We start from the raw sequence: 23,873 nt of genomic DNA, 5'->3' as shown, positions 1-23,873 counted from the left end.
AGTAATGACAGAAGAAGTAAAAAAGAAAAGTGTATTTAAAAAAATATTTATTGCTATATTGATTTTACTCGTTTTAGTATATTTGGCAGGAATATATGTTTTTTCAAAATACACCTATCCCAACACTTATTTAAATGAAGTAAAAATTCCCTTTAAACAAATTGACACTTTGTTTACTAATGTAGACTTAGATGACATATTAATTTATGACAAGGACAATGAAAAATATGTTTTAAATCCAACAGAATTAAACTTTGTTGCAGATTATAAAGATGAAATTGAAGTTAAACAGAATTCTTTTCTATGGCCATTTGAAATATTTTCAAAACACGAATATATAAATCCTGTAGAAAAATCTGTTAATGCAGATAATTTAAAATCTTGGATAAATGAATCTGAATTAACTAAAAACATGGTAGAACCTGTAAATGCAGAAATAGTTAAAGAAAATAACAATTATATTATTAAAGAAGAGGTAGTTGGAAATACTCTAGATAAAGATAAATTGTATACTACAATTGAAAATTCTTATCTGAACTCCGTTAATGAAATAACATTAAAGGATGAATATATTAAACCAACAGTAGTAAAAAAAGATTTAGAAGAAAGAGCTGAATTTTTAAATAAATTAATAGGTAGAAATCTTTCTATTAAAATACATGATGATTCCTTAATTAAACTAGACGATATGGAAATCTTTATTAACGAAAATGAAGCTAAACTGGATTATGAAAAAGTTAAAAATTACGTTACAGAATTAAAAAACAAGTATGATAATTTAAACAAAGAAAGAAAATTCACTACTTTTGCAGGTAATGAAGTTTCAGTTCCAGGTGGAAATTATGGGATACAAATTAATTTAGAAAAAAGTACAGATGCTATTTTTAATGCACTATCTGAAGGAGATTCTGAAGTAGTTGATTTAGTTTATACTCATAAATCTCCAAATAATGGAGAAATTGGAAATACCTATGTAGAAATTAGCATAGCTGATCAAAGAATGATTTTTTATAAAGATGGAAATGTAATCGTAGATACCCCTGTAGTTACAGGTCAACCTAATGGTAAGTATGATACTCCTAGAGGAGTTTGGAATGTTTGGATTAAAGAGAGAGACAGATATTTACAAGGTTATAATTCAGATGGTACTAAATATAAGAGTTGGGTGCAATATTGGTTACAAATCGATTATACAGGTGTAGGAATTCATGATGCTTATTGGCAAAATGGAAATTTTGGAGGACAGAGATACAAAACAAATGCAGGTAGTCATGGTTGTATTAACACTCCTTTATCAGCAGTTAGTACACTTTATAATAATATCGAAAAAGGTACTCCTGTAATAATATATTAATTTTAAAAAGGTGATTTGTAAATCACCTTTTTATTATATTAAATTTATGTAATATTCAAATAATATACTATTATTCTTAAAAATATCTATTAATATACATCTTAACTTTTTATTTATTCATATTATCATTTATACATATACATAGTGATATTTTCTTTAAAAATTTTCAAATTTAACTTTTTTGTAATACTTTTGTAACTAATTTGTAACTTTCATTGACTTATGAACTATAGTCCATTAGAATTTATTATAGTGTTTAACTTGGGAGGATACTAAATTATGAATAAGAAAAAATTAGGTGCATCACTGGGCTTTGTATCTTTAATAGCTTTAGGAGTAGTTGGTTTAGGTAACGAAACTTTAAGTGATGTTTTAAAGTCAGCGCCTAAAAATTATGTAGAAAGTATTTCAACTTTTAAAGAAGAAGATATAGATAAATTAATAGACGAAAATAAAAATGACAAAAACGATAAAAAAGATAATATAGAAACTATTAAATTAGCATTGGATAACACTGTTTATGATATTTCTAAAAAAGATAATACTGAAACTATTAAACAAGAAGAAACTCCAAACATTACAGATAACTCTGCTGTAAAACAAGCACCAGCAGAAACAACCGTTGTGGAAGAAGACAATATATCTCTTTCAGGAGAGAAAGTAGTTGAAACTTCTAAAGAAAACAATATAGAAAACAATAGTGCAAATTCAACTATGGATAATACAAATACTGTAGATAATGATTCTAAAACTGAAGATAAATCTAGTTCAGAAGTTGAAGTTGAAGTTGTTAATAGCGATGAAAGTTCATTATCAGATGAAAACACAACAGTTAGCACTCCAAAAATAGAAACTAATGAAGCAAAAGTTATAGAATTACCTGTTGAAGGTTGGGTATCTCATAATTTAAATGTACGTTCTAGTGCAAAAATTGATGCTGAGAATATAGTAGGTACTTTAACTGTAGGTACTAAAATTTCCGGTACTGAATCCAATGGTTGGGTTAAAATAGAATTTGAAAATAAAACAGGATATATTGCTAGGGACTATATTTCAAATACAGAAATTAAGGCTCCGGAAAAAGAAGAGACTCCAGCTCCTGAAAATACAGTAAATGATTCAGCTACAGAAACCAATACTAACGAATCTGTTCAAACTGAAAATTCATTAACCGGCTGGGTTAAAAGTCCTTTAAATTTAAGAGAAAATAGTAATACTAGTTCAAAAGTATTAACAGTATTACCTGCGGGTACTAAAGTTTCTGGTACTGAATCCAATGGTTGGGTTAAAATAACTTATAACGGACTAACTGGTTACATTGCTAAATCATATATTTCAAGTACCGAAATAAATAATGAAGAAAACACTACTGAAACTAATGCTACAGAAACCAATACTAACGAATCTGTTCAAACTGATTCTAGTACTATAAATAAAATAGTAAACAGTGCATATGGTTTTGTAGGTTATAGATATGTATATGGTTCAGCAGATCCTAGTGTAGGTTTTGACTGTTCAGGTTTGACATACTACCTTTATAAAACACATGCAGGTATTACTTTAAATAGAAACTCTGCAGCTCAGGCTTCAAATGGCTATCAGGTTTCAAGGTCTAACTTAAAACCTGGAGATTTATTGTTCTTTGCTACTTCAGGAGGAAAGAATATAAGTCATGTTGGACTTTATGTTGGAAATGGAAAAATGGTACATGCTTCTACTCCAGAAACTGGAGTTAAAGTAGACGATATAAATTCTAACTACTATGTTAATAACTTTATTACAGCAAGAAGAATAATCGATTAAAAATTTCAAGCACCCGTTGGGGTGCTTTTTTTATAGCAAAAAATATATTTTAATGCTATGATAAATAAAGAGGATGCTATGAAAAATATTAATAAAGATAAAATCATTATTGGTTTTCTTGTTATTATTTTTGCAATATACGGTTTTATCTCAAGTAAAAAAAATTCTAAGGTCGATTTTAAGGAAATAAAGAATGACAATATAGTTATGACTGATACTACTTCTAAAGCTGAAGGTATTTTTGTACATGTAGATGGTGAAGTATTCAACCCTGGACTTTACGAATTTACTAATAAGGATAGAGTTAATGATGCTATTTCAAAAGCCGGTGGTATTACTGATAATGCCGATTTGAAAAATATAAATTTAGCTCAAAAATTAGAAGATGAGATGAAAATTTTTATACCGACTAAAAATACTAATGAAAACCAAGTAGAAAATAATTACAAGGAAAAAACTGAATTTCAACTTATTAATATAAATTCTGCTTCTAGAGAAGAATTAATGTTATTGCCAGGTATTGGAGAAACTAGAGCAGATGCTATTTTAAAATATAGAGAAGAAAATAGTTTTAAAAAGATAGAAGACCTTATGAATATATCCGGAATTGGCGAAAAAATATTTGAAGGGTTGAAAGATTTAATTTCTGTTTATTAAGGAGAGAAAATGGATAAAAAAATAAAAATGACCAATTATGCAAAAAACTTCTGGTTGAGCAGCAAAATTCGGACCTGATGTCCTTTCACAAGTTTTGTGTAATTTACCAAAAAATACTGATGAAAATTTAATTGTAGGATTGGAAACTTCTGATGATGCTGCAGTTTATAAAATTAATGATGATTTAGCATTAATTCAAACTTTAGATTTTTTCACACCTATTGTTGACGATCCTTTCCATTATGGAAGAATTGCTGCTGCAAATTCTCTTTCAGATGTTTATGCAATGGGGGGAGATCCTAAAATAGCTATGAATATAGTTTGTTTTCCTAATTGTTTAGATCCAAGTGTGTTATCTGAAATTTTAAAAGGTGGATTTGAAAAAGTTAATGAAGCTAATTGTATTTTAGCTGGTGGACATACTGTTCAAGATGATGAGCCTAAATATGGACTATCAGTTTCTGGATTCGTTCACCCTGATAAAATCTGGACTAATTCAAATTGTAAGGCTGGTGATTATTTAATATTAACAAAACCTATAGGTACTGGAGTTATTAATACAGCTATTAAAGGCGGTATAACCGATAAAAAAATAGAATTACAAGCAATAGAAACAATGGCAACTTTAAATAAATATGCTAAAATAGTAGCAGAGAACTATAATATAAATAGTTGTACCGATATTACTGGTTTTGGATTAGCGGGACATTTATATGAAATGGCAAAGGGAAGTAATTGTAGTATAAATTTACACTTTAATAATATTCCAATTATTGAAGGAGCTAAAGAATTTTTTAATCTTGGTTTAATTCCTGCTGGTACTTATAATAATAAATATTTCGTAGGTGAAAATATTTCATATAAAATAGAAAATGACTTTACTGATATTATTTTTGATCCACAAACTTCTGGTGGATTATTGTTTAGTTTACCTAAAGAAGAGGCTATTGCGTTAAATAATGAATTAAAAGAAAACAACATTATTTCAGAAATTATTGGAGATGTAGAGAGTTTAAAAGAAAAGTATATATATTTAGTATAATATATATAGTTGAGGTGTAAAATGGAACTTAATGTATTATTATCGTTTCCAGAATCAAAGTATAAAAATGAAATACTATATAATTTTTCTGATGATCCCAATTATATTATTACAACCACTAGTACTATTGCAGAGTCTATTGATAAAGTAAATAATTTCGAATATGATATTATTTTACTAGATATGAACTACAGTGATGGTACCGGATTGGATTTAAAGAAGAAATTAAACGATATAAGGGATATTCCAACTATTTTTGTTACAGATGTCAATGATGACATACAAAAGGTGTTGGCTTTAGAATACGGGGCAGATGACTATATTGTATATCCTTTTAATATTTTAGAGTTAAAGGCTCGTATTAGAGCTATAATAAGAAGAGTGTCAAAGTCACAAGATGAAACTATTGTAGATCAAGAAAAGGAAAATATAATAGTTTTTGATGATTTTGAATTCAATATTGTTGGAAGAAAAGTAACTCTTAAAGGTGAAGACATTGATTTAACCGGCAAAGAGTTTGATCTTTTATATATTTTAGTTTCAAATTCTGGTAAAGTCTATTCTAGAATAGATTTGGCAAAAGAAATTTGGGATGAAAATTATGAAGGACATCTACGTACTGTTGATGTTCATATTAAAAGATTAAGGGAAAAGATTTTTGATAATGATGGCCTAATTATTAAAACTAAATGGGGTAAGGGCTACTATTATGGAAACTTAGAAGAAGGTGATTAAAATTACATTACATCAATTTGACGAATTAAAAAAATCAGATGTATTAGCAAATATAAATACAACAAAAGGTACTATTAAAGTAAAATTATTCCCCAATATTGCTCCACTAGCTGTAGAAAATTTTCTTACTCTTGCTAAAAATGGATATTATGACAATGTTATTTTTCATAGAGTAATTAATGATTTTATGATTCAAACAGGTGATCCTGAAGGAACAGGAATGGGTGGAAACAGTATTTGGAATAAACCATTTAAAGATGAATTTGATTTATATTATAGAAACTTTAGAGGTGCATTGTCTATGGCTAATGCAGGACCTAATACTAATGGAAGTCAATTTTTTATAGTGCAAAAAAATAATACTGAACCTAAATTTATTGAACAAATGAGGGAAATGGGGGAAGAAAACGGATATCCGGAAAATATTATTGATGCATATGAAAAATTCGGAGGAACTTTCTGGCTAGATTTTAAACATACTGTTTTTGGACATGTTTACAGTGGAATGGATATAGTAGACGAAATAGCGACTACTAGAGTTGGCATTAATGACAAACCTATTGAAGAGATTAAAATAAATGATATAGAAATATTATAAAAACCTAAACTGCCTTATTCAGGGTAGTTTAGGTTTTTTTCATTTAAGTTATTTAAAATATCATCTATAAATTTTTTACTTATATATCTTGCCATAGGTAAATTCATATCTAAGTAGTTTCCACAGTCTTTAGCTGTCGCTCCCGGTATTTCGTCCTTATAATTAGCAATAAAATCAAACATATCTTTTAAAAGTTCTACAATATCCTTAGATTTATAATCCCCAACTAAAATCAAATAGAATCCTGTTCGACATCCCATTGGCCCAAAATATATAACCTTATTCTTATATTCATTATTATTTCGTAGGAAAGTAGCTCCTAAATGTTCAATTGTATGAATTTCAGCTGTATTCATTACAGGTTCAAAATTAGGTCTGGTTATTCTAATATCAAATGTAGTCAAACAACTCCCATTGATAAAGTCTTTCCTAGATACATAAATACCTGGTAATAAATTTAAATGATCTACTTTAAAACTATCAATTTTATCCATAATTCAATTCCTTTTCTTCTATTTTAAAATTCCATAATCGATTTTTATCTATTTCATCAGCGTAATTAATTCCTATACGCTTATTTCTATGAAATAAGAATTTCCTTGTATTTTCTTCAAAATATAAATCACTATTAAAAACAGTTTTTTTATTTAAGCTTCTATCTATACCTAATTGTTTAGTTATTTTTCCTGGCCCATATATGTTATCAAGACCTCGTATTAATATTGCTTGAGGTTGACCTTCTTTTCCAGTAACTATATTAAGCATGTTATGAATCCCGTAACAAAGATATACATATATAGTTCCTGCCTTATCATATAATACTTCTGTTCTTTTTGTTATACCTCTACTTGCATGACAAGCAGTATCTTCTTCTCCTCTATAAATCTCCAGTTCAGAAACAATATATTTATTGTTTTTATAAACTAAATTTTTACCAATTAGTTCCTCAGCTACAATTAAAATATCTCTATTAAAAAAGTCATAATTTAATTTATTCAAAGGACAAGGCCTCTTTTTGAATTGAAACTGAAAGAATTATTCCTACAGAAATTAAATTTATTAATTGAAAAGTTCCTCCATAACTAAAGAATGGTAATGGTATACCTGTAACAGGCATAATTCCCAATGTCATTCCTATGTTTTCAAATATATGGAATAAAAACATAGCTGAAAGTCCCATAATAACCAATTTAGAAAAGATTTGATTACTATTTTTAGCAAGAACTACGAATCTATATAATAGTCCACCATACAAAGCTATAAGTATTCCTCCACCTAAAAAACCAAACTCTTCTACTAAAACAGGAAATATATAATCTGTTTGTTTTTCTGGTATAAAATTAAATTGACTTTGCGTTCCTTTTAAAAATCCCTTGCCAAAAAACTTTCCTGAACCTATAGCAATTTTCCCTTGTATTGCTTGGTAACTTGAATCTGATGTATCATGTTCGGGATTTAAAAAAGTTAAAATTCTCTTTTTTTGAAAATCTTCTAAGGATAAATAAATAAATGGTAAAGAAGCTATACCTAATCCTAAAGCCATAAAAAAGTATTTCATTTTTACTCCTGCTGCAAATAACATTACTGCAATTATAAATATGAAAACCATAGCCGTACCCGCATCTGGCTGTAGTAAAATTAAAATTACTGGTATTAAGGCGAAAATTAAAACTTTTAACAATGTTTTAGGATGATTAATAGTTTTAATATTAATTTCTATAATTCTAGAAAAAGATATAATAAAACCAATTTTTACAATTTCAGCTGGCTGAAATCTTATTGGTCCTAGTACAATCCAACTATTAGAACCCCATTGTTCTCTACCTGTACCTATAATTAAAACCAACACTAGTAAAGCTATACTAGCTATATAAATAACCTTATAATTTTGTTTTAAAAAATCTGTATCTATTAACAATATAAATATAATTGCTATTAATCCTAAAATAGTAGCTACAACTTGTGCAAAAATAGTTTTACTACCTAAACTTTTAGTTGCACTAAATAAAACAATTAAACCATAAACTAGTAAAGTTAATAGTATTAAAACTAGTTTTTTATCTAATTTTCCTAAATTCTTTTTTCGCAAATTAAACATCTTATCACCTTCGATTATTATATCATAGATGAAATATTATTAACTAACTTTATGCTATAATAATTTAGGGGTAAATTTTATGAAAATAGGGTTTCATATTTCAACTACTAAAGGATTTCATTATGCAATTAATGAATCAATAAAATATAAAGCAAATACTTTTCAGTTTTTTCCAAGAAATCCAAGAGGATCCAAAGCTAGAAATCTAGAAAATAGTGAAATTTCTAAATTCAATGAAAAAATTAATAAGTATAACTTTGGTCCTGTAGTATGCCATGGTTCATATACTATGAATCTAGCTTCAAATAAAGATTCTGTTATAAATAATAGTATTGAATTAATGAAAGATGATTTTAAAAGAATAAAGAAATTAAGAATAGGTAATTATGTGTTTCATCCCGGATCTCATGTTGGACAAGGTGAAACTGTCGGATTAGATTTAATTATTAAGGGATTAAATTCTATATTAAATGAAGCATATGATTTTAATCTTTGTTTGGAAACAATGTCTGGAAAAGGTACTGAATTGGGGCATAACTTTCTTCAGTTAAAATATATTATAGACAATCTAAATTATAAAAAAGTTGGTGTTTGTATGGATACCTGCCATATTTATAGTGCTGGTTATGATATAAAGAATGATTTCCTAAATGTTATGGAAGAATTCGATAAAATAATAGGCATAGATAAAATTAAAATTTTACACTTTAATGATAGTAAAACCGAATTTAATTCACATAAGGATAGACACGAAAATATAGGCCTAGGATCATTAGGAATTGAAACATTTAAAAATTTTATTAATTATGAGTATTTTTCTAATATTCCCATAATATTAGAAACTCCAAATGATTTAAATGGCTATAAAAAAGAAATAGAATTATTATATAGTTTAAAGGAATAGATATGAGTAAACATTTAAAAATAGTAGAAATAGAAGAAGTATTAAATATTTTAGAAAAGGATTATCCTGATGCAAAAGCAGAATTAAACTTTTCGACACCATATGAATTATTAATTGCAACAATTTTATCTGCTCAATGTACAGATGTTCAAGTAAACAAAACAACGGCTGTTTTGTTTAAAAAATATAATACACCAGAAAAAATGGTTACACTGTCTACTGATGAATTAGGAAAGCTAATTAAAAGTTGTGGATTTTATAAAACAAAAAGTGCAAATATTTTAAGCACTTCCAGAATTTTAATTGAAAATTATAATTCAAAAGTTCCTAATACTATGGAAAAATTAACTGAACTACCGGGAGTGGGAAGAAAAACAGCAAATGTTGTACTTTCAAATGCTTTTAACATTCCTAGTATAGCTGTAGATACACATGTTTTCAGAGTATCAAATAGAATAGGAATTGCAAATGCAGATAATGTTGAGAAAACTGAGAAACAATTACGTAGGAGAATAAAGAAGGATAGATGGAGTAAAAGTCATCATATCTTAATCTTTCATGGTCGAAGAGTCTGTAAGGCTCGTAATCCTTCTTGTGAAATATGTAATGTTAGAGATTACTGTTTATATTATAATAAAAAATAATTTTAGGAGATATTATGTTTAATATAGTTCTATTAGAACCTGAAAAACCAGCAAATGCAGGCAATATTGGAAGAACCTGTCTTTTAACAAATTCTAAACTTCACCTAATAAGACCTTTTTATTTTAAAATGGATGATAAAACTTTAAGAAGAACTGGTCTTGATTATTGGAAAGATGTAGACTTAGAAATATATGATAATTACGAAGATTTTCTTGAAAAAAACAATCATCCTAATATATATTACGCTACTACTAAAGCTAAACAATCCTATTCTGAAGTAAAATTTAAAGATGGTGATTTTATTATGTTTGGAAAAGAATCTGCTGGTATCCCAGAAGAAATATTAAATTCAAATAAAAATAACTGTATTAGAATACCTATGATAAAAGATTTAAAGAGATCTTTAAATTTATCTAATAGTGTAAGTATTATTTTATTTGAAGCTTTAAAACAAAATAATTTTTTAGATTTAATTTAGCCAAGATAAATTTCTTGGCTCAGGCTGTTGACAATGAAATTGTCAGCAGCCTTTTAAAATGGGTAAAAATAATATAGGGTGATAAAAATGATGGGTAAAAAAGACAAGATAAGTAAAACACAAATAGAGATATTAAGTTTAGATTCATTAGTTCCACAAGATCATTTGGTAAGAAAACTGGATCAAGTTATTGATTTAAGCTTTATCTACGATTTAGTAAAAGATCTTTATTCTAAAACAGGAGCCGAAAGTATAGATCCTGTTGTTTTAATAAAATTAAATATTATCCAATATACATTTGGAATTAGGTCTATGCGACAAACAATAAAAGAAATAGAAGTTAATGCAGCATATAGATGGTACTTAGGATATGGATTAACTGAGAAAATACCACATTTCTCAACCTTTAGTAAAAATTATCAAAGACGATTTAAAGGAACAGATATTTTTGAACAAATATTTTTCAGAATTTTAAATGAAATAGCTAAATGTGGATTACTTACAGAAGAAAATATATACATAGATGGAACTCATATAAAGGCAAATGCAAATATACATAATAAAGAAACCATAGAAGTAGAAGAATCTGTTAAATATTACCAAGACATATTAGAAAAAGAAATAAATGAAGATAGAAAAAATCATAATAAAAAACCATTAAAAAAAAACGAAGAAATCAAAACAAAAGAAATAACAGTAAGTAAAAATGACCCAGATTGTGGAATATTTCATAAAGGAGAGCATAAAAAAGTATTTGCATATTTATCAAATACAGCGTGTAATGATTATGGAATAATACTTGATTTTGAAGTAACCTCAGGAAATAAACATGATTCAACAGTATTTCCTATATTATATGAGAGAATAAAGAATAAATATAAAAGTAATAAATACATAGCAATTGATGCAGGATATAAAACACCGGCAATAGCAAAACAAATACTTGATAATGATAAAATACCATTATTACCATATAAAAGACCAATGACAAAAAAAGGGTTCTATAAAAAATATGAATATGTTTATGATGAATATTATGATTGTTATATATGTCCAAATAACAAAATATTAAAATATAGTACAACCAATAGAAATGGATATCAAGAATATAAAAGTAATCCTAACGATTGTAAAAACTGTAAATATGTCAAAAATTGTACAGAAAGTAAGAATAATCAAAAAGTAGTAACTCGTCATATCTGGGAAGAATACATAGAAAAATGCGAAGATATTAGACATACTAAAGGATTTAAAGAAAAATATGGAAGAAGGAAAGAAACAATAGAGAGAGTTTTCGCTGATGCAAAAGAATTACATGGGATGCGATACACATTACATAGGGGTTTAGAAAGAGTTAAAAATGAACTATACCTCTTATTTGGGTGCATGAATTTAAAGAAGTTGGCAAAAATCATATGGAAAAGGTATAAGAATTCTTCCGAATTACATGTTTTATTTGAAGATTTGAAAAATATTTCAAATTTCAGAATTTTAAAAAGGCATTTTAGATTATTGATAAATTCTAAAATGCCTTTTGTCTTCAATCTGAGCCAAGATAAATTTCTTGGCTTTTTTATTGCAATTATTTCCAAATTGTAGTATTATCTATATATAAACGATATTGTCCCAACAGGGACAAAAAGAGTGGTGCCTATGAATAAAAATATAATAGATATTCTATATCCAGATTATAAGGAAAAGATGCTACAGCGATATAATATTCTAAATGAAATAAAAATGAATAATAATATAGGTAGAAGAAAATTATCTAATATTTTAAATTTAAATGAAAGGCTAATTAGAAATGAAACTGAAAAGCTTTTTCAAATGAATTTAATAATAATAGAACAAGTGGGTATGAATATTACAAAAGAAGGTATTGCCGTACTTGAAGAAGCTAATGATTTTATAAAGCATTTATATAGTCATGAAGAATTAAGTAATAAAATAAAAAATTTACTTGGGATAAAAAAAGTTATTATTTCTAATGGTAGTATATATGAATCAAACGGCAGACTTGAACTAGCTAAGGTTTCAAGTAATTATTTTTTAAAAAACATAAAAAATAATATGATAATTGGTATAACTGGTGGATCAACTATTGGACAAACCATTGAAAATATACAAACAAATAAAAGTTTTTCCAATATTGTAGTAGTACCAGTTAGAGGAAGCTTGATGGGATCAGTAAAAAATCAAGCTAATATTTTAGCTGTAAAACTAGCTGAAAAACTTAATTCGAAATATGCAAATTTTTATTTACCAGATGATTTTGACTTAGACAATTTAAAGGATATTTCTAAATTACCAGAAGTACAAAAAACTTTAGATTTAATTAATCATTTAGATTTATTGGTATTTGGCATTGGAGATGCTTTAAAAATGGCAAATCGTCGATTATTGTCAGAAGATGAAAAGGAACTCTTAATTGAAAATAATGCAGTTGCTGAAGCTTTTGGAAATTATTTCGATATAAATGGAAACATAGTATTGAAATCAAAATCAATAGGTATAAGTTTGGAGCAGTTTTTAAATGTCAAAGATGTTATTGCCATAGCTGGCGATGATGAAAAAGAAAAGGCGATAATTGCAATTTCTGAAGTAAGAAAAGATATTACTTTAATTATTACTGAAGAATGTGCAAAGAAAATAATTGAATTAAAAGATAGCGATATCTAAAAATTTAAGGAGGATTTTTTTATGAAAGTAGCAGTAAATGGTTTTGGTAGAATTGGTAGAGATGTTGTAAGACAAATTTTTGAAAGAGAAGAAAAAGATTTAGAATTAGTAGCTATAAACTTTAGTACAGATATTGATACAATGGCTCATTTGTTTAAATATGACTCATTATATGGAAAATTTAATGGTACTGTTGAAGCAACTGAAGATTCATTTATTATTAATGGTAAAACAGTAAAAATTGTAAATGACAGAGATCCTGCTAATTTACCTTGGAAAGAATTAGGTGTTGAATTAGTTATAGACTCAACAGGTGCTTTTAAAGATGAAGCTGGCTTAGGTAAACATATTCAAGCTGGTGCTAAAAAAGTTATATTAACAGCTCCAGGTAAAGGAATTAAAACAATCGTTATGGGAGTTAACGAAGATACTTATGATCCTGAAAAAGATAATATTATTTCAAATGCTTCTTGTACAACAAACTGTTTAGCACCTATGGCTAAAGTTTTAGATGAAAACTTTGGTATTAAAAGAGGTTTAATGACTACAATACATGCTTATACAGGAGATCAAAATTTACATGATAATAAGCATAAAGATATTAGAAGAGCTAGAGCTGCAGCTTTAAGTATGGTTCCTACAACTACTGGTGCTGCTAAAGCAGTTGCATTAGTATTACCTCAATTAGAAGGAAAATTAAATGGTTTTGCAGTAAGAGTTCCAACCCCAACAGTTTCTTTAACTGATTTAACAGTTGAGTTAGACAAAGAAGCTACAAAAGAAGAAATTAATGGAGCTATTAAAAAAGCTGCTGACAATGAATTAAAAGGCATTTTAGGATATTCTGACGAAAAATTAGTTTCTATAGATTTCCAAGGTGATCCAAGATCTTCAATTTTTGATGCTGATTTAACAACAGTTATTGATGGTAACTTTGTAAAAGTTGTATCTTGGTATGATAATGAGTGGGGATATTCTCAAAGAGTTGTAGATTTAGCTAAATTAGTTGCTACAAAATAGTTATATAATAAATAAATAAGCCCAGTCTTTGACTGGGCTTATTTAAAGAATAACGAGGTGAATTCTATGTTAAATAAAAAATCAGTTAAAGATTTAAATGTAAAGGGAAAAAAAGTTTTAGTAAGAGTAGATTTTAATGTGCCTATGTCTAAAACTGAAGAAGGTGTTATTACTGATGATGCAAGAATTGTTGCAGCAATACCTACAATACAATATTTAATAGATAATCAAGCAAAAGTAATTCTTATGTCTCATTTAGGTAGACCTAAAGGAGAGCCTAAAAAAGAATTTTCTTTAGCTCCTGTAGCAAAAAGATTATCTGAATTAATCAATACAGAAGTAAAGTTTTTAGATTCTGATACAGTAGTTGATGATAATGTAATAGAAGAAGTTAATAATTTAAAAGATGGGGAAGTAGCCTTACTACAAAATACCAGATATCGTAATGAAGAAACAAAAAATGGTGAGAAATTTGCAAAAGAATTAGCAAGCCTAGGCGATTTATATGTAAATGATGCCTTTGGAACTTCTCATAGAGCCCATGCTTCTAATGTTGGTGTTTCTTCTTTACTACCTTCTGCTGTAGGATTTTTAGTTGAAAAAGAATTAGATATAATGGGAAAAGCTTTAGATAATCCGGAAAGACCTTTTATAGCTATACTTGGTGGTGCTAAAGTAAGCGATAAAATCGGTGTTATTGAAAATCTTTTAAATAAAGTAGATTCTATTATTATTGGTGGAGGTATGGCCTTTACTTTCTTAAAAGCGGAAGGTAAAAATGTAGGTAAATCTCTACTGGAAGAAGATAAAATAGACTTAGCAAAAGAATTAATGGATAAGGCTACTGAAAAAGGAGTTAAGTTATTTTTACCAACTGATGTTGTTGCTGCAAAAGAAATGACAGATAGTGCAAAGTCTGAAATTATTTCAGTTGACAATTTTTCAGATGATGTAGCAGGATTTGATATTGGTCCTAAGACTATTGAAGAATTTTCTGAAGAAATAGGAAAAGCAAAAACAGTTGTTTGGAATGGACCAATGGGAGTTTTTGAAGTTGAACAATTTAGCAAAGGTACTTTTGCAATTGCTAAATCATTAGCAGATTCAAATGCTATAACTATTATTGGTGGAGGAGATTCCGCTTCTGCAATTGAAAAAGCAGGCTATAAAGAAAAAGTTACTCATGTTTCAACTGGAGGAGGAGCTTCTTTAGAATTTTTAGAAGGAAAAGAACTTCCAGGTGTTGCAGCTATAAATGATAAATAGGAGGAATTATGCGTAAACCAATAATTGCAGGTAATTGGAAAATGAATAATACAGTTACCGAAACTTTAACCTTATTAAAAGAAATTACTTCATTGGATTTAGACAAAGAAGTTGAAAAAGTAGTAGTAGTTCCATTTACAAGTGCATATTCTGCTGTTGATCTTTTAAAGGATTCTGATATAAAAGTTGGATGTCAAAATATGTACTATGAAGAATCTGGTGCATATACCGGTGAAATATCACCTTTAATGCTTAACGATTTAGGAATTGAATATGTAATAATAGGTCATTCTGAAAGAAGAGAAATTTTCGGTGAAGATGATAATTTAATTAACAATAAAGTTATTTCCGCTTTAAAACATAATATTAACCCAATTTTATGTTGTGGAGAAACTTTAGAAGAAAGAGAAAATAACAAGCAAGAAGAAAAAGTAAGAAATCAATTAATCAATGATTTAAAGGATGTTTCAGCTGAGGATATTACAAAAGTAGTAATAGCATACGAACCTATTTGGGCAATAGGTACAGGAAAAACCGCTTCTAGTAATGATGCTGAAGAAATGTGCAAATTTATTAGAAATTTATTAAAAGAATTATATAACGAAGAGTTAGCAGAAAAAGTTAGAATTCAATATGGCGGATCTGTTAAGCCTAATAATGTTTCTGAAATAATGGAAAAAGAAAATATTGATGGTGCATTAGTGGGTGGTGCCAGTTTAAAAGCTGACAATTATGCAGCGTTAGTAAACTTTAGAAGGTAATTATGAAAAAAACAATGTTAATGATACTAGATGGATGGGGATTAGGAGAAAAATATCCAGGTAATGCAATTGAACTTGCAAATACTCCTAATTTTGATAAATTAATTAAAGAATACCCTCATTCAACTTTAGAAGCAAGCGGTCTAGCAGTTGGATTACCAGAAGGTCAAATGGGTAATTCTGAAGTTGGACACTTAAATATAGGTGCTGGTAAAATAGTTTATCAAGATTTAACTAAAATCACAAAAGCTATAGAAGATAAAAGTTTTTTTAAAAATGAACACTTACTATATGCAATAAATAATGCTAAAAAAAATAACAGTAATTTACATTTACTAGGATTAGTTTCACATGGCGGTGTTCATAGTCATATGGATCATCTATTTGCTCTCTTAGAGCTATGTAAATTAAATAATTTTGAAAATGTATTTGTTCATGCTTTTTTAGACGGTAGAGATGTTTCTCCAACTGCTGCTAAGAATGATATAGCTGAATTGGAAAATAAAATGAAAGAAATTGGTGTTGGAAAGTTAGCAACAATATCTGGAAGATATTATGCAATGGATAGGGATAAACGATGGGATAGAGTTGAAAAAGCATATAATTCCATGGTAATGGGGGAAGGTAATAAATCAGATGATATTATTAAAACTATTACTGAATCCTATGAGAATAAAATTACTGACGAATTTTTAGTTCCAACTCTAATTTCCAATAACAAACAAGGGCTAATTGATGATAATGACTCTATTATCTTCTTTAATTTTAGACCGGATAGGGCTCGAGAATTAACAAGAGCTATTATCGATAAGGATTTTAATGGATTTGAAAGAAAAAAAGTATTAAAGAATATAACTTATATCTGTATGACTCAATATGATGCTACAATAGAAAATGTAAGAATTGCATTTCCTCCGGATGTTCATAAAAATACCTTAGGAGAAATTATTGCAAAAAATAATTTAACACAACTAAGAATTGCTGAAACGGAAAAAATATGCTCATGTAACATTTTTCTTTAATGGTGGTAATGAAGAGCCAAACGCTGGAGAAGACAGAAAATTAATTCCTTCTCCTAAAGTGGCAACTTATGATTTACAACCAGAAATGAGTGCGATTGAAGTTACGGACAATGTAATTAAAGCTATAAATGATGATAAGTACAATTTAATTATTCTAAATTATGCTAATACTGACATGGTAGGACATACAGGTGTTTTAGAAGCAGCAATTAAAGCTGTGGAAACTGTAGATGCTTGTATAGGAAAAGTATTAGATGCAATAGAAAAAAATGATACTATTCTTTTTATAACTGCTGATCATGGTAATAGTGAATATTTAATTGATAAAGATACAGGTGAATCATTTACAGCACATACAACAAATAAAGTACCTTTCATTGAATTTCCAAGAAAGGACTTACAATTAAAAGATGGTAAATTATCTGATATAGCACCTACTATATTAGATGTTATGAATATTAAACAACCAAATGAAATGACAGGCAAATCACTTATTAAAAATTTATAGGAGGTTATGATGAGTACAATTATAGACGTGTATGCAAGAGAAGTATTAGATTCAAGAGGTAATCCAACTGTTGAAGTTGAGGTTACTACAGACTCAGGTGCTGTAGGACTTGCTTTGGTTCCTTCAGGAGCATCTACAGGAGCACATGAAGCAGTTGAATTAAGAGATGGAGATAAGAGTAGATATTTAGGAAAAGGTGTTACAAAAGCTGTTGATAATGTAAATGACATTATCGCTGATGAAATAGTTGGCTGGTCTGTATTTGATCAAATTGGTATTGATAAAGCAATGATAGCTTTAGACGGAACAAGCAATAAAGGAAAATTAGGAGCTAATGCTATACTTGGAGTATCTATGGCTGTTGCTAAAGCTGCTGCTGACGATTTAGGAATGCAATTATATGAGTACATAGGTGGGGTTAACTCTAAAACACTACCTGTACCTATGATGAACATTTTAAATGGTGGAGAACATGCAGATAATAATGTAGATATTCAAGAATTTATGGTTATGCCTGTAGGTGCACCTAACTTTAAAGAAGGTTTAAGAATGGGAGCAGAAATCTTCCATAGTCTAAAATCAGTGCTAAAGGAAAAAGGATTAAATACTGCAGTAGGTGACGAAGGTGGTTTTGCACCTAATTTAAGTTCTAACGAAGAAGCCTTAGAAACTATAGTAACAGCAATAAAAAATGCAGGATATGAACCTGGTAAAGATATCTTTTTAGCTTTGGATGTTGCTTCATCTGAAATGTTTGTAGATGGAAAATACAACTTTAAAGGAGAAGGAATAGTAAGAACTACTGATGAATTAATTGACTATTATAAAGGATTAGTTGAAAAATTCCCTATTATATCCATTGAAGATGGTTTAGCAGAAGATGATTGGGATGGATGGAAAAAACTTACAGAAGTTTTAGGTGAAAAAGTTCAATTAGTTGGAGATGACCTTTTTGTAACTAATGTTGAAAGATTAGAAAAGGGTATTAATTTAGGAATTGCTAACTCTATACTAATTAAACTTAATCAAATCGGTACAATTACTGAAACCTTAGATGCTATTGAATTAGCTAAAAGAAATGGATATACTGCAGTAATTTCTCATAGATCCGGTGAAACAGAAGATACAACTATTGCAGACTTAGCAGTTGCTACAAATGCCGGCCAAATCAAAACAGGTTCCGCATCTAGAACTGATAGAATTGCTAAATATAACCAACTATTAAGAATAGAAGATTATTTAGATGATAATTCAAAATATGATGGATTAAAAACTTTCTATAACTTAAAAAAATAATATGGTTAATAATATTAACACTTAAAAGAGAAAAATTTTATTTCTCTTTTAAGTGTTTTTTTACATATCGTAATTTTAAATTTTAATCTGATATAATAATAGTAATATTTATTATAAAGGTGCATTATGAGAAAATATCCATCTGTTATTATAGCTATAATATTATTTATTGGAATAATTTTAAATAAAATTTTTAACTTCCCCAAAAATCATTTAATTATATTTTTATTTTTAGGGACTTTTTTATTTCTAATAAAAAATAAAAATATAAATTATTTAGGATTAGCCTTAATATTAACAACAGTTACAATATTTAACTTTAATAATACATTAAACAAAATAAATCCTACTTTAGATGGTAATTATTATACAGTCTCCGGTGATATAAAAAACTTGAAAAAAGATGATAATAAAACAACTCTTATTATTACAAATGTTGCCTTGGATTCCAATATAAAAATTGAAGATATAATTGTATATTATAATGGAGAAAACAACAAGCTATCCGTAGGAGATAAAATTAAATTTATAGATCAAATATATGTTCCAATTGAAAATTTTAACCCTGGTGAATTTAATTATTATAATTACTTAATATCTAATAATATTTTTTATTACTCATATACAAAGGACTTACAAGTAATTGGTCGAAGTAGCAATATATTACTTACAGCTAGAGATTGTTTTTTTACAAAAGTTAACAAAATTTTATCTAAATTAGATTCCAATAGTAAAGACTTCCTATATTCAGTTTTTACGGGAAATAATTTTCTGTCAGAAGAATATACTAATATGTACAAAAATTTAGGAATAATGCATATTTTGTCTGTTAGTGGCCTACATATAGTCATACTTCAGTCACTTTTAATGTTTTGTTTGAATTTTATTATTATTAATAAAAATACTAAAAGAATTTTATCATTATTTTTAATATTTTTATATTGTTTATTAATAGGATTTCCTATTTCAGCTATAAGAGCCTTCATATTCCTATTTATTGACTTTATATCTAGTGTATCTATGAGGCCTAAAGTTCAAATTAAAACAATTTCTATATCGGCAATATTAATATTACTTATTAATCCTTGGAGTATATTTGATTTAGGATTTCAGTTTTCATTTTTATCAGTTTTAGGAATTGCAATAATATATCCTTTGTTAAAAAATAAAAATTATGCTAATGGAAGTATTCTAAATCTTTTTTATATAACCTTAGCTATTAATATATTAATAATACCATTACAATTATATTACTTTAAAAACTTTTCTATAGCTTTTTTCCTTGGAAATATTATAGCTATACCGATTTTAACAATCATAATTAATATATCTGTTATATATATGCTTGTTAACTTTTTACCCTTGATAAGTACAATTTTAAAATTAATAATAGATTTTTTATATAATATTTCAACCTATTGTTTACTAGGAATAAATAATCTTTTCGAAAAATTTAATAATGGTATATATTTAAATCTGTACAATATTATTTCAATATATATGATTATTGTTTTAATATTAATTATGTATAAAAATTATTATTATTTGAAAAGAAATAGTAAAATAATCCTAAATATTTTAATAAAACTTATTCCCATTCATATAATTTTATTATTTTATTGTACAAATTTTCTAACTCCCTTAAGATTTAATATGATCAATATAGGGCAAGGTGATTGTTTTTTACTTGAAACAAAAAATTATAATATATTATTTGATACTGGCGGCTCTGTTTTTAAAGAATATGACAAATCAGGTAATAGATTAATAAATTTTTTAAAATATAAAAAAATCAAAAATATTGATGCTATTTTCATATCCCATTTTGATGAAGATCATGCAGGAAATATTAAACTTTTATTAGATAATTTTGGTGAAATACCTGTCTATGGAAGAAATAATGGTTTAGATATTTTAAAAAACAAATATGAAATTGATAATGTTTTATACTTTGAATTAAATAATAATGAAATCATTAAATTTGAAGATATTGAAATACAAGTAATTAGCCCTAATAATCAAGTAGGAGATGAAAATAGTAAATCCTTAATATTTAAAATGAAAATTAATAATAATACAATTCTCCTCACTGGTGATACAATAGAGGAAGTGGAGAAAAATATACTTGATAACAATTTAAAAAGTGATATATTAAAAATTCCACATCATGGTTCAAAAACAAGCTCTAGTACAGAGTTTATAAATACTGTAAACCCAAGAATAGCACTATTGTCTGTTGGGAAAAACAACATATACAATTTACCAAATGATGAGGTCATAAAAAAATACAAAGAAAACAATGTAAATATAAAAAGAACCGATAATGATGGAATTATAATAACAGATTTTTATAAGGATGGTTATAAAATTTACAAATATAGTGAGATTTTAAAATACAATATTTCAAATTCTGTTATTTTAATATACACTATATATGGACTAGCCTTAGTTTTAATTTTAAAAAATTATTATAGTAGGATGACATATGAAAAAAAATATATACTTAATTTATGGTGAAGAAAAGTTTTTAATCGATAAATATAATGAAGAAATAATTAATAAAACTCTAATTAAGGATTTTTTAGATTTTAATTTAATTAAATTTGAATCTAAAAAATTGAAATTTGATTCTATTTTAAATACATTAGAAACTTTGCCACTTTTTGATGAAAATAAAATAATTATTATTGATGATTTAGACACAAGTAAAAAAGGTATTTCAACGAATTCTGAATTTATAAATAAGTTACATGACTATATTGATACTATTTCAAACTATAACAATATAATTATAAATTCTTATTTAGATAAACCATTTAAAGGAAAATTCTTTAAAAAAATAAAAAAGGTAGGAAGCTTAAAACAGTTTAAAAAACTAAATTATTCGGAGCTAAAAAATTATATAAAAGAATTTTTTACACAAAATTCCCTAGATTATAATTTGAATACCATTGACTATATAATTGATAAAACTGCATATTTAAATAAAGATTTTAATAAAAATTTATATAATGTTAATAATGAATTAGAGAAATTAAAAAATATTAAAGTAAAAATTAATAAGGAGATAATAGATGATGTTTTTACAAATTCCTTTGAAAATAATATTTTTAAATTAACAGATGCTATTTCTACAAAAAACATATCTGATTCAATAAGAATTTATAATGAATTACTTATTAATTCAAATGATCCTTTTAGGATTTTCTATATGATAGTTAGACTAATTAGAAATATTCTAATTATAAAGGAAAGTACAAGGCTAAATTTAACTGAACAAAATATTAGTAAAAATTTTTCTATTTCAAATTTTGAAATTAAAAAGCTTAAAGCTATTATAAATCGATGGAAATATGACACTTTAAAATTAGGAATCCATAATTCTTACAAAACCGAAGTACTATTAAAATCTACATCTGTTAACCCTAACTATATAGTAGAAAATTATATGATAAATTTATTAAGATAATTACAAAAAAAGAGATAATGTAATGGATCCTTTTACATTATCTCAACAAAACCTATTTAGATGAATTCAATTTTTTTGAAAGTTTACTTAATTGTCTAGAAGCTGTATTTTTATGAAGAACATTTTTTGAAGTAGCCTTCTTTAATTTTTTATCTATAACTTTTAATAAGCTTTTTGCTTCATCAAAATCATCAGAAGAAATAGCATCTTCAAATTTTTTAACATAAGTTTTAATTTCAGATTTTCTTGCTTTATTTTCTAAGGTCTGTCTTTTAGTAACATCAATTCTTTTAATTGCTGATTTAATATTTGCCATAATTTCACCTCCTAAACATAACATTGTTATTATATAATAGCAAAAAACAAAAATCAAGAGAATTTATGTTATAATTATTAATGGATTTATTTTAAATATGTACTTAATGTAGGAGTGTAAGAATGAATAATACAAAAAAAGTTAAATCTGAGTTTTTTGAATGGATTATTATGATTATTGTAGCAATAGTTCTAGCTTTAATTATTAGATATTTCATTTTAAGTTCTACTTTAGTAAATGGTTCAAGTATGGAACCTACTTTAAAAACAAATGATAGGCTACTTGTAAATAGAATAAGTTTTATGATTGATGATTTAGAATACGGAGACATAGTTGAGTTTCATAATCCGAATAATGAAAAAGAAGACTTTATAAAAAGAGTAATCGCCACAGAAGGTGATACGGTAGAAATAAAAAATAATATTGTCTATGTTAATAACCAACCTTTAAATGAAAATTATACCAGTACTGAAAATGGTTTTACAACATTTGGAGCAGAATCTTATTGGGAAATAGAAAAAGATGAGGTTTTTGTATTAGGAGATAATAGGCCAAACAGCAATGACAGTCGTGCCTTTGGACCAATAAAAAAAGATTCTATAGTTGGAATAGCTTTTTTTAGATTCTATCCTTTTTCAAAAATAGGATTATTAAAATAATTTACGGTGAATTTTATGAATAAAAATAACAAAGAAAAATCCGAATTTTTAGAATGGATTTTCCTTATTGTCTTTACATTGGCCCTAGCTATACTAATAAACACTTTTGTTCTAAGTTTAACTATAGTAAAGGGTTCAAGTATGGAACCTACTCTAAAAACAAATGATAGATTATTAATTAATAAAATAAGTTTTTTAGTAGATAATATAGAATATGGCGATATTGTAGAATTCCATAATCCCTATAATAAAAATGATGAAAATTATATAAAAAGAGTTATTGCTTTAGAAGGTGATATTGTAGAGATTATAGAAAACAGGGTATATGTAAATCAAAATTTACTTGATGAAAATTATACAAGTACCAAAGGAGAAACAAAAATAAAATCTGAATATTATTGGGAAATACAGGAAGATGAAGTTTTTGTATTAGGCGACAATAGACCAAAAAGTGAAGATAGTAGGGCTTTTGGACCAATTAAAAAAAATTCAATAGTAGGTATTGCTTTTTTTAGATTTTATCCTTTCAATAAATTTGGAAGTTTAAATATTAATTAGTTAGT

Annotated in this window: 23 protein-coding genes and 1 pseudogene; 20 read left to right on the top strand and 4 right to left on the bottom strand. The window is 26.8% G+C overall.

The window, feature by feature from the left end; all coding sequences use genetic code 11:
- Nucleotides 1–4: 4 nt before the first annotated feature.
- The 6 genes from JFY71_RS10340 (at nucleotide 5) to JFY71_RS10315 (ending at nucleotide 6,189) form a co-directional block, all read left to right on the top strand.
- On the top strand, nucleotides 5–1,354 hold the full coding sequence (locus JFY71_RS10340) for a L,D-transpeptidase family protein (protein ID WP_243660708.1): 1,350 nt from the start codon (nucleotides 5–7) through the stop codon (nucleotides 1,352–1,354).
- A gap of 279 nt (nucleotides 1,355–1,633) precedes the next feature.
- On the top strand, nucleotides 1,634–3,157 hold the full coding sequence (locus JFY71_RS10335; RefSeq protein WP_243660707.1) for a C40 family peptidase: 1,524 nt from the start codon (nucleotides 1,634–1,636) through the stop codon (nucleotides 3,155–3,157).
- A 78-nt stretch (nucleotides 3,158–3,235) separates the two neighbouring features.
- Nucleotides 3,236–3,814, top strand: coding sequence for a helix-hairpin-helix domain-containing protein (locus tag JFY71_RS10330; RefSeq protein ID WP_243660706.1), 579 nt, complete (start codon nucleotides 3,236–3,238; stop codon nucleotides 3,812–3,814).
- Nucleotides 3,815–3,851: 37 nt separating this feature from the next.
- The gene (selD, locus tag JFY71_RS10325; RefSeq protein ID WP_263457733.1) at nucleotides 3,852–4,856 is read left to right on the top strand and encodes a selenide, water dikinase SelD; all 1,005 of its coding nucleotides are present in this window, start codon (nucleotides 3,852–3,854) and stop codon (nucleotides 4,854–4,856) included.
- Nucleotides 4,857–4,877: 21 nt separating this feature from the next.
- A complete protein-coding gene (locus tag JFY71_RS10320) occupies nucleotides 4,878–5,591 on the top strand; it encodes a response regulator transcription factor (protein WP_243660704.1) in 714 nt (237 codons plus the stop codon).
- Nucleotides 5,584–6,189, top strand: coding sequence for a peptidylprolyl isomerase (locus JFY71_RS10315; RefSeq protein ID WP_243660703.1), 606 nt, complete (start codon nucleotides 5,584–5,586; stop codon nucleotides 6,187–6,189). Before JFY71_RS10320 ends, JFY71_RS10315 begins: the two co-directional genes overlap by 8 nt.
- Before the next feature lie 14 nt (nucleotides 6,190–6,203).
- Here the strand turns inward: JFY71_RS10315 and JFY71_RS10310 are convergent, their stop codons facing one another.
- Genes JFY71_RS10310 through rodA form a run of 3 tightly spaced genes read right to left on the bottom strand, consistent with a single transcriptional unit; the run spans nucleotide 6,204 to nucleotide 8,287 of the window.
- Nucleotides 6,204–6,683 (bottom strand): S-ribosylhomocysteine lyase, encoded by a 480-nt coding sequence (locus tag JFY71_RS10310; protein WP_243660702.1) that lies wholly within the window; start codon nucleotides 6,681–6,683, stop codon nucleotides 6,204–6,206.
- Entirely contained in the window at nucleotides 6,676–7,188 is a 513-nt protein-coding gene (locus JFY71_RS10305; protein WP_243660701.1) for a DNA-3-methyladenine glycosylase, read from the bottom strand. Before JFY71_RS10305 ends, JFY71_RS10310 begins: the two co-directional genes overlap by 8 nt.
- A complete protein-coding gene (gene rodA / locus JFY71_RS10300; protein WP_243660700.1) occupies nucleotides 7,181–8,287 on the bottom strand; it encodes a rod shape-determining protein RodA in 1,107 nt (368 codons plus the stop codon). Before rodA ends, JFY71_RS10305 begins: the two co-directional genes overlap by 8 nt.
- A gap of 79 nt (nucleotides 8,288–8,366) precedes the next feature.
- Between rodA and JFY71_RS10295 the strand changes: the two genes are divergently transcribed.
- The 12 genes and pseudogenes from JFY71_RS10295 to holA all read left to right on the top strand — a co-directional run bounded on the left by JFY71_RS10295 (nucleotide 8,367) and on the right by holA (nucleotide 22,335).
- A complete protein-coding gene (locus tag JFY71_RS10295) occupies nucleotides 8,367–9,191 on the top strand; it encodes a deoxyribonuclease IV (RefSeq protein WP_243660699.1) in 825 nt (274 codons plus the stop codon).
- A gap of 2 nt (nucleotides 9,192–9,193) precedes the next feature.
- The gene (gene nth / locus JFY71_RS10290; protein ID WP_243660698.1) at nucleotides 9,194–9,835 is read left to right on the top strand and encodes an endonuclease III; all 642 of its coding nucleotides are present in this window, start codon (nucleotides 9,194–9,196) and stop codon (nucleotides 9,833–9,835) included.
- A 14-nt stretch (nucleotides 9,836–9,849) separates the two neighbouring features.
- The gene (locus tag JFY71_RS10285; RefSeq protein WP_243660697.1) at nucleotides 9,850–10,314 is read left to right on the top strand and encodes a tRNA (cytidine(34)-2'-O)-methyltransferase; all 465 of its coding nucleotides are present in this window, start codon (nucleotides 9,850–9,852) and stop codon (nucleotides 10,312–10,314) included.
- 87 nt (nucleotides 10,315–10,401) lie between these two features.
- Complete coding sequence (locus JFY71_RS10280) at nucleotides 10,402–11,913, top strand: IS1182 family transposase (RefSeq protein ID WP_243660696.1); 1,512 nt, start codon at nucleotides 10,402–10,404, stop codon at nucleotides 11,911–11,913.
- A gap of 54 nt (nucleotides 11,914–11,967) precedes the next feature.
- Nucleotides 11,968–12,993 carry a sugar-binding transcriptional regulator gene (locus JFY71_RS10275; RefSeq protein WP_243660695.1) on the top strand — a complete coding sequence of 342 codons (1,026 nt, stop codon included), beginning with the start codon at nucleotides 11,968–11,970 and terminating at the stop codon, nucleotides 12,991–12,993.
- 21 nt (nucleotides 12,994–13,014) lie between these two features.
- Nucleotides 13,015–14,013: a type I glyceraldehyde-3-phosphate dehydrogenase gene (gap, locus tag JFY71_RS10270; protein ID WP_243660694.1), complete on the top strand. Its 999-nt coding sequence runs from the start codon at nucleotides 13,015–13,017 to the stop codon at nucleotides 14,011–14,013.
- 66 nt (nucleotides 14,014–14,079) lie between these two features.
- A complete protein-coding gene (locus tag JFY71_RS10265; RefSeq protein ID WP_243660693.1) occupies nucleotides 14,080–15,279 on the top strand; it encodes a phosphoglycerate kinase in 1,200 nt (399 codons plus the stop codon).
- Nucleotides 15,280–15,287: 8 nt separating this feature from the next.
- Complete coding sequence (gene tpiA / locus JFY71_RS10260) at nucleotides 15,288–16,040, top strand: triose-phosphate isomerase (protein ID WP_243660692.1); 753 nt, start codon at nucleotides 15,288–15,290, stop codon at nucleotides 16,038–16,040.
- Between the two features lie 2 nt (nucleotides 16,041–16,042).
- A pseudogene (gene gpmI, locus JFY71_RS10255) lies at nucleotides 16,043–17,570 on the top strand (2,3-bisphosphoglycerate-independent phosphoglycerate mutase).
- Between the two features lie 9 nt (nucleotides 17,571–17,579).
- Entirely contained in the window at nucleotides 17,580–18,866 is a 1,287-nt protein-coding gene (gene eno / locus JFY71_RS10250; protein ID WP_243662166.1) for a phosphopyruvate hydratase, read from the top strand.
- 126 nt (nucleotides 18,867–18,992) lie between these two features.
- Nucleotides 18,993–21,383 (top strand): DNA internalization-related competence protein ComEC/Rec2, encoded by a 2,391-nt coding sequence (locus tag JFY71_RS10245; protein WP_243660691.1) that lies wholly within the window; start codon nucleotides 18,993–18,995, stop codon nucleotides 21,381–21,383.
- Nucleotides 21,352–22,335, top strand: coding sequence for a DNA polymerase III subunit delta (gene holA / locus JFY71_RS10240; protein WP_243660690.1), 984 nt, complete (start codon nucleotides 21,352–21,354; stop codon nucleotides 22,333–22,335). Before JFY71_RS10245 ends, holA begins: the two co-directional genes overlap by 32 nt.
- A gap of 52 nt (nucleotides 22,336–22,387) precedes the next feature.
- On the opposite strand, the gene rpsT is transcribed toward holA, so the two are convergent.
- Nucleotides 22,388–22,651 carry a 30S ribosomal protein S20 gene (gene rpsT, locus JFY71_RS10235; protein WP_243660689.1) on the bottom strand — a complete coding sequence of 88 codons (264 nt, stop codon included), beginning with the start codon at nucleotides 22,649–22,651 and terminating at the stop codon, nucleotides 22,388–22,390.
- A gap of 122 nt (nucleotides 22,652–22,773) precedes the next feature.
- Between rpsT and lepB (JFY71_RS10230) the strand changes: the two genes are divergently transcribed.
- Both lepB (JFY71_RS10230) and lepB (JFY71_RS10225) read left to right on the top strand, forming a co-directional pair.
- Nucleotides 22,774–23,310 (top strand): signal peptidase I, encoded by a 537-nt coding sequence (gene lepB / locus JFY71_RS10230; protein WP_243660688.1) that lies wholly within the window; start codon nucleotides 22,774–22,776, stop codon nucleotides 23,308–23,310.
- Between the two features lie 15 nt (nucleotides 23,311–23,325).
- Nucleotides 23,326–23,868: a signal peptidase I gene (gene lepB / locus JFY71_RS10225; protein ID WP_243660687.1), complete on the top strand. Its 543-nt coding sequence runs from the start codon at nucleotides 23,326–23,328 to the stop codon at nucleotides 23,866–23,868.
- Nucleotides 23,869–23,873 lie beyond the last annotated feature (5 nt).

This window comes from Miniphocaeibacter halophilus, assembly GCF_016458825.1.
In the GTDB taxonomy this organism is placed as follows: Bacteria; Bacillota; Clostridia; order Tissierellales; family Peptoniphilaceae; genus Miniphocaeibacter; species Miniphocaeibacter halophilus.
Note: the sequence above shows the minus strand (reverse complement) of the source record. Positions and strands in the feature narration are given on the sequence as shown.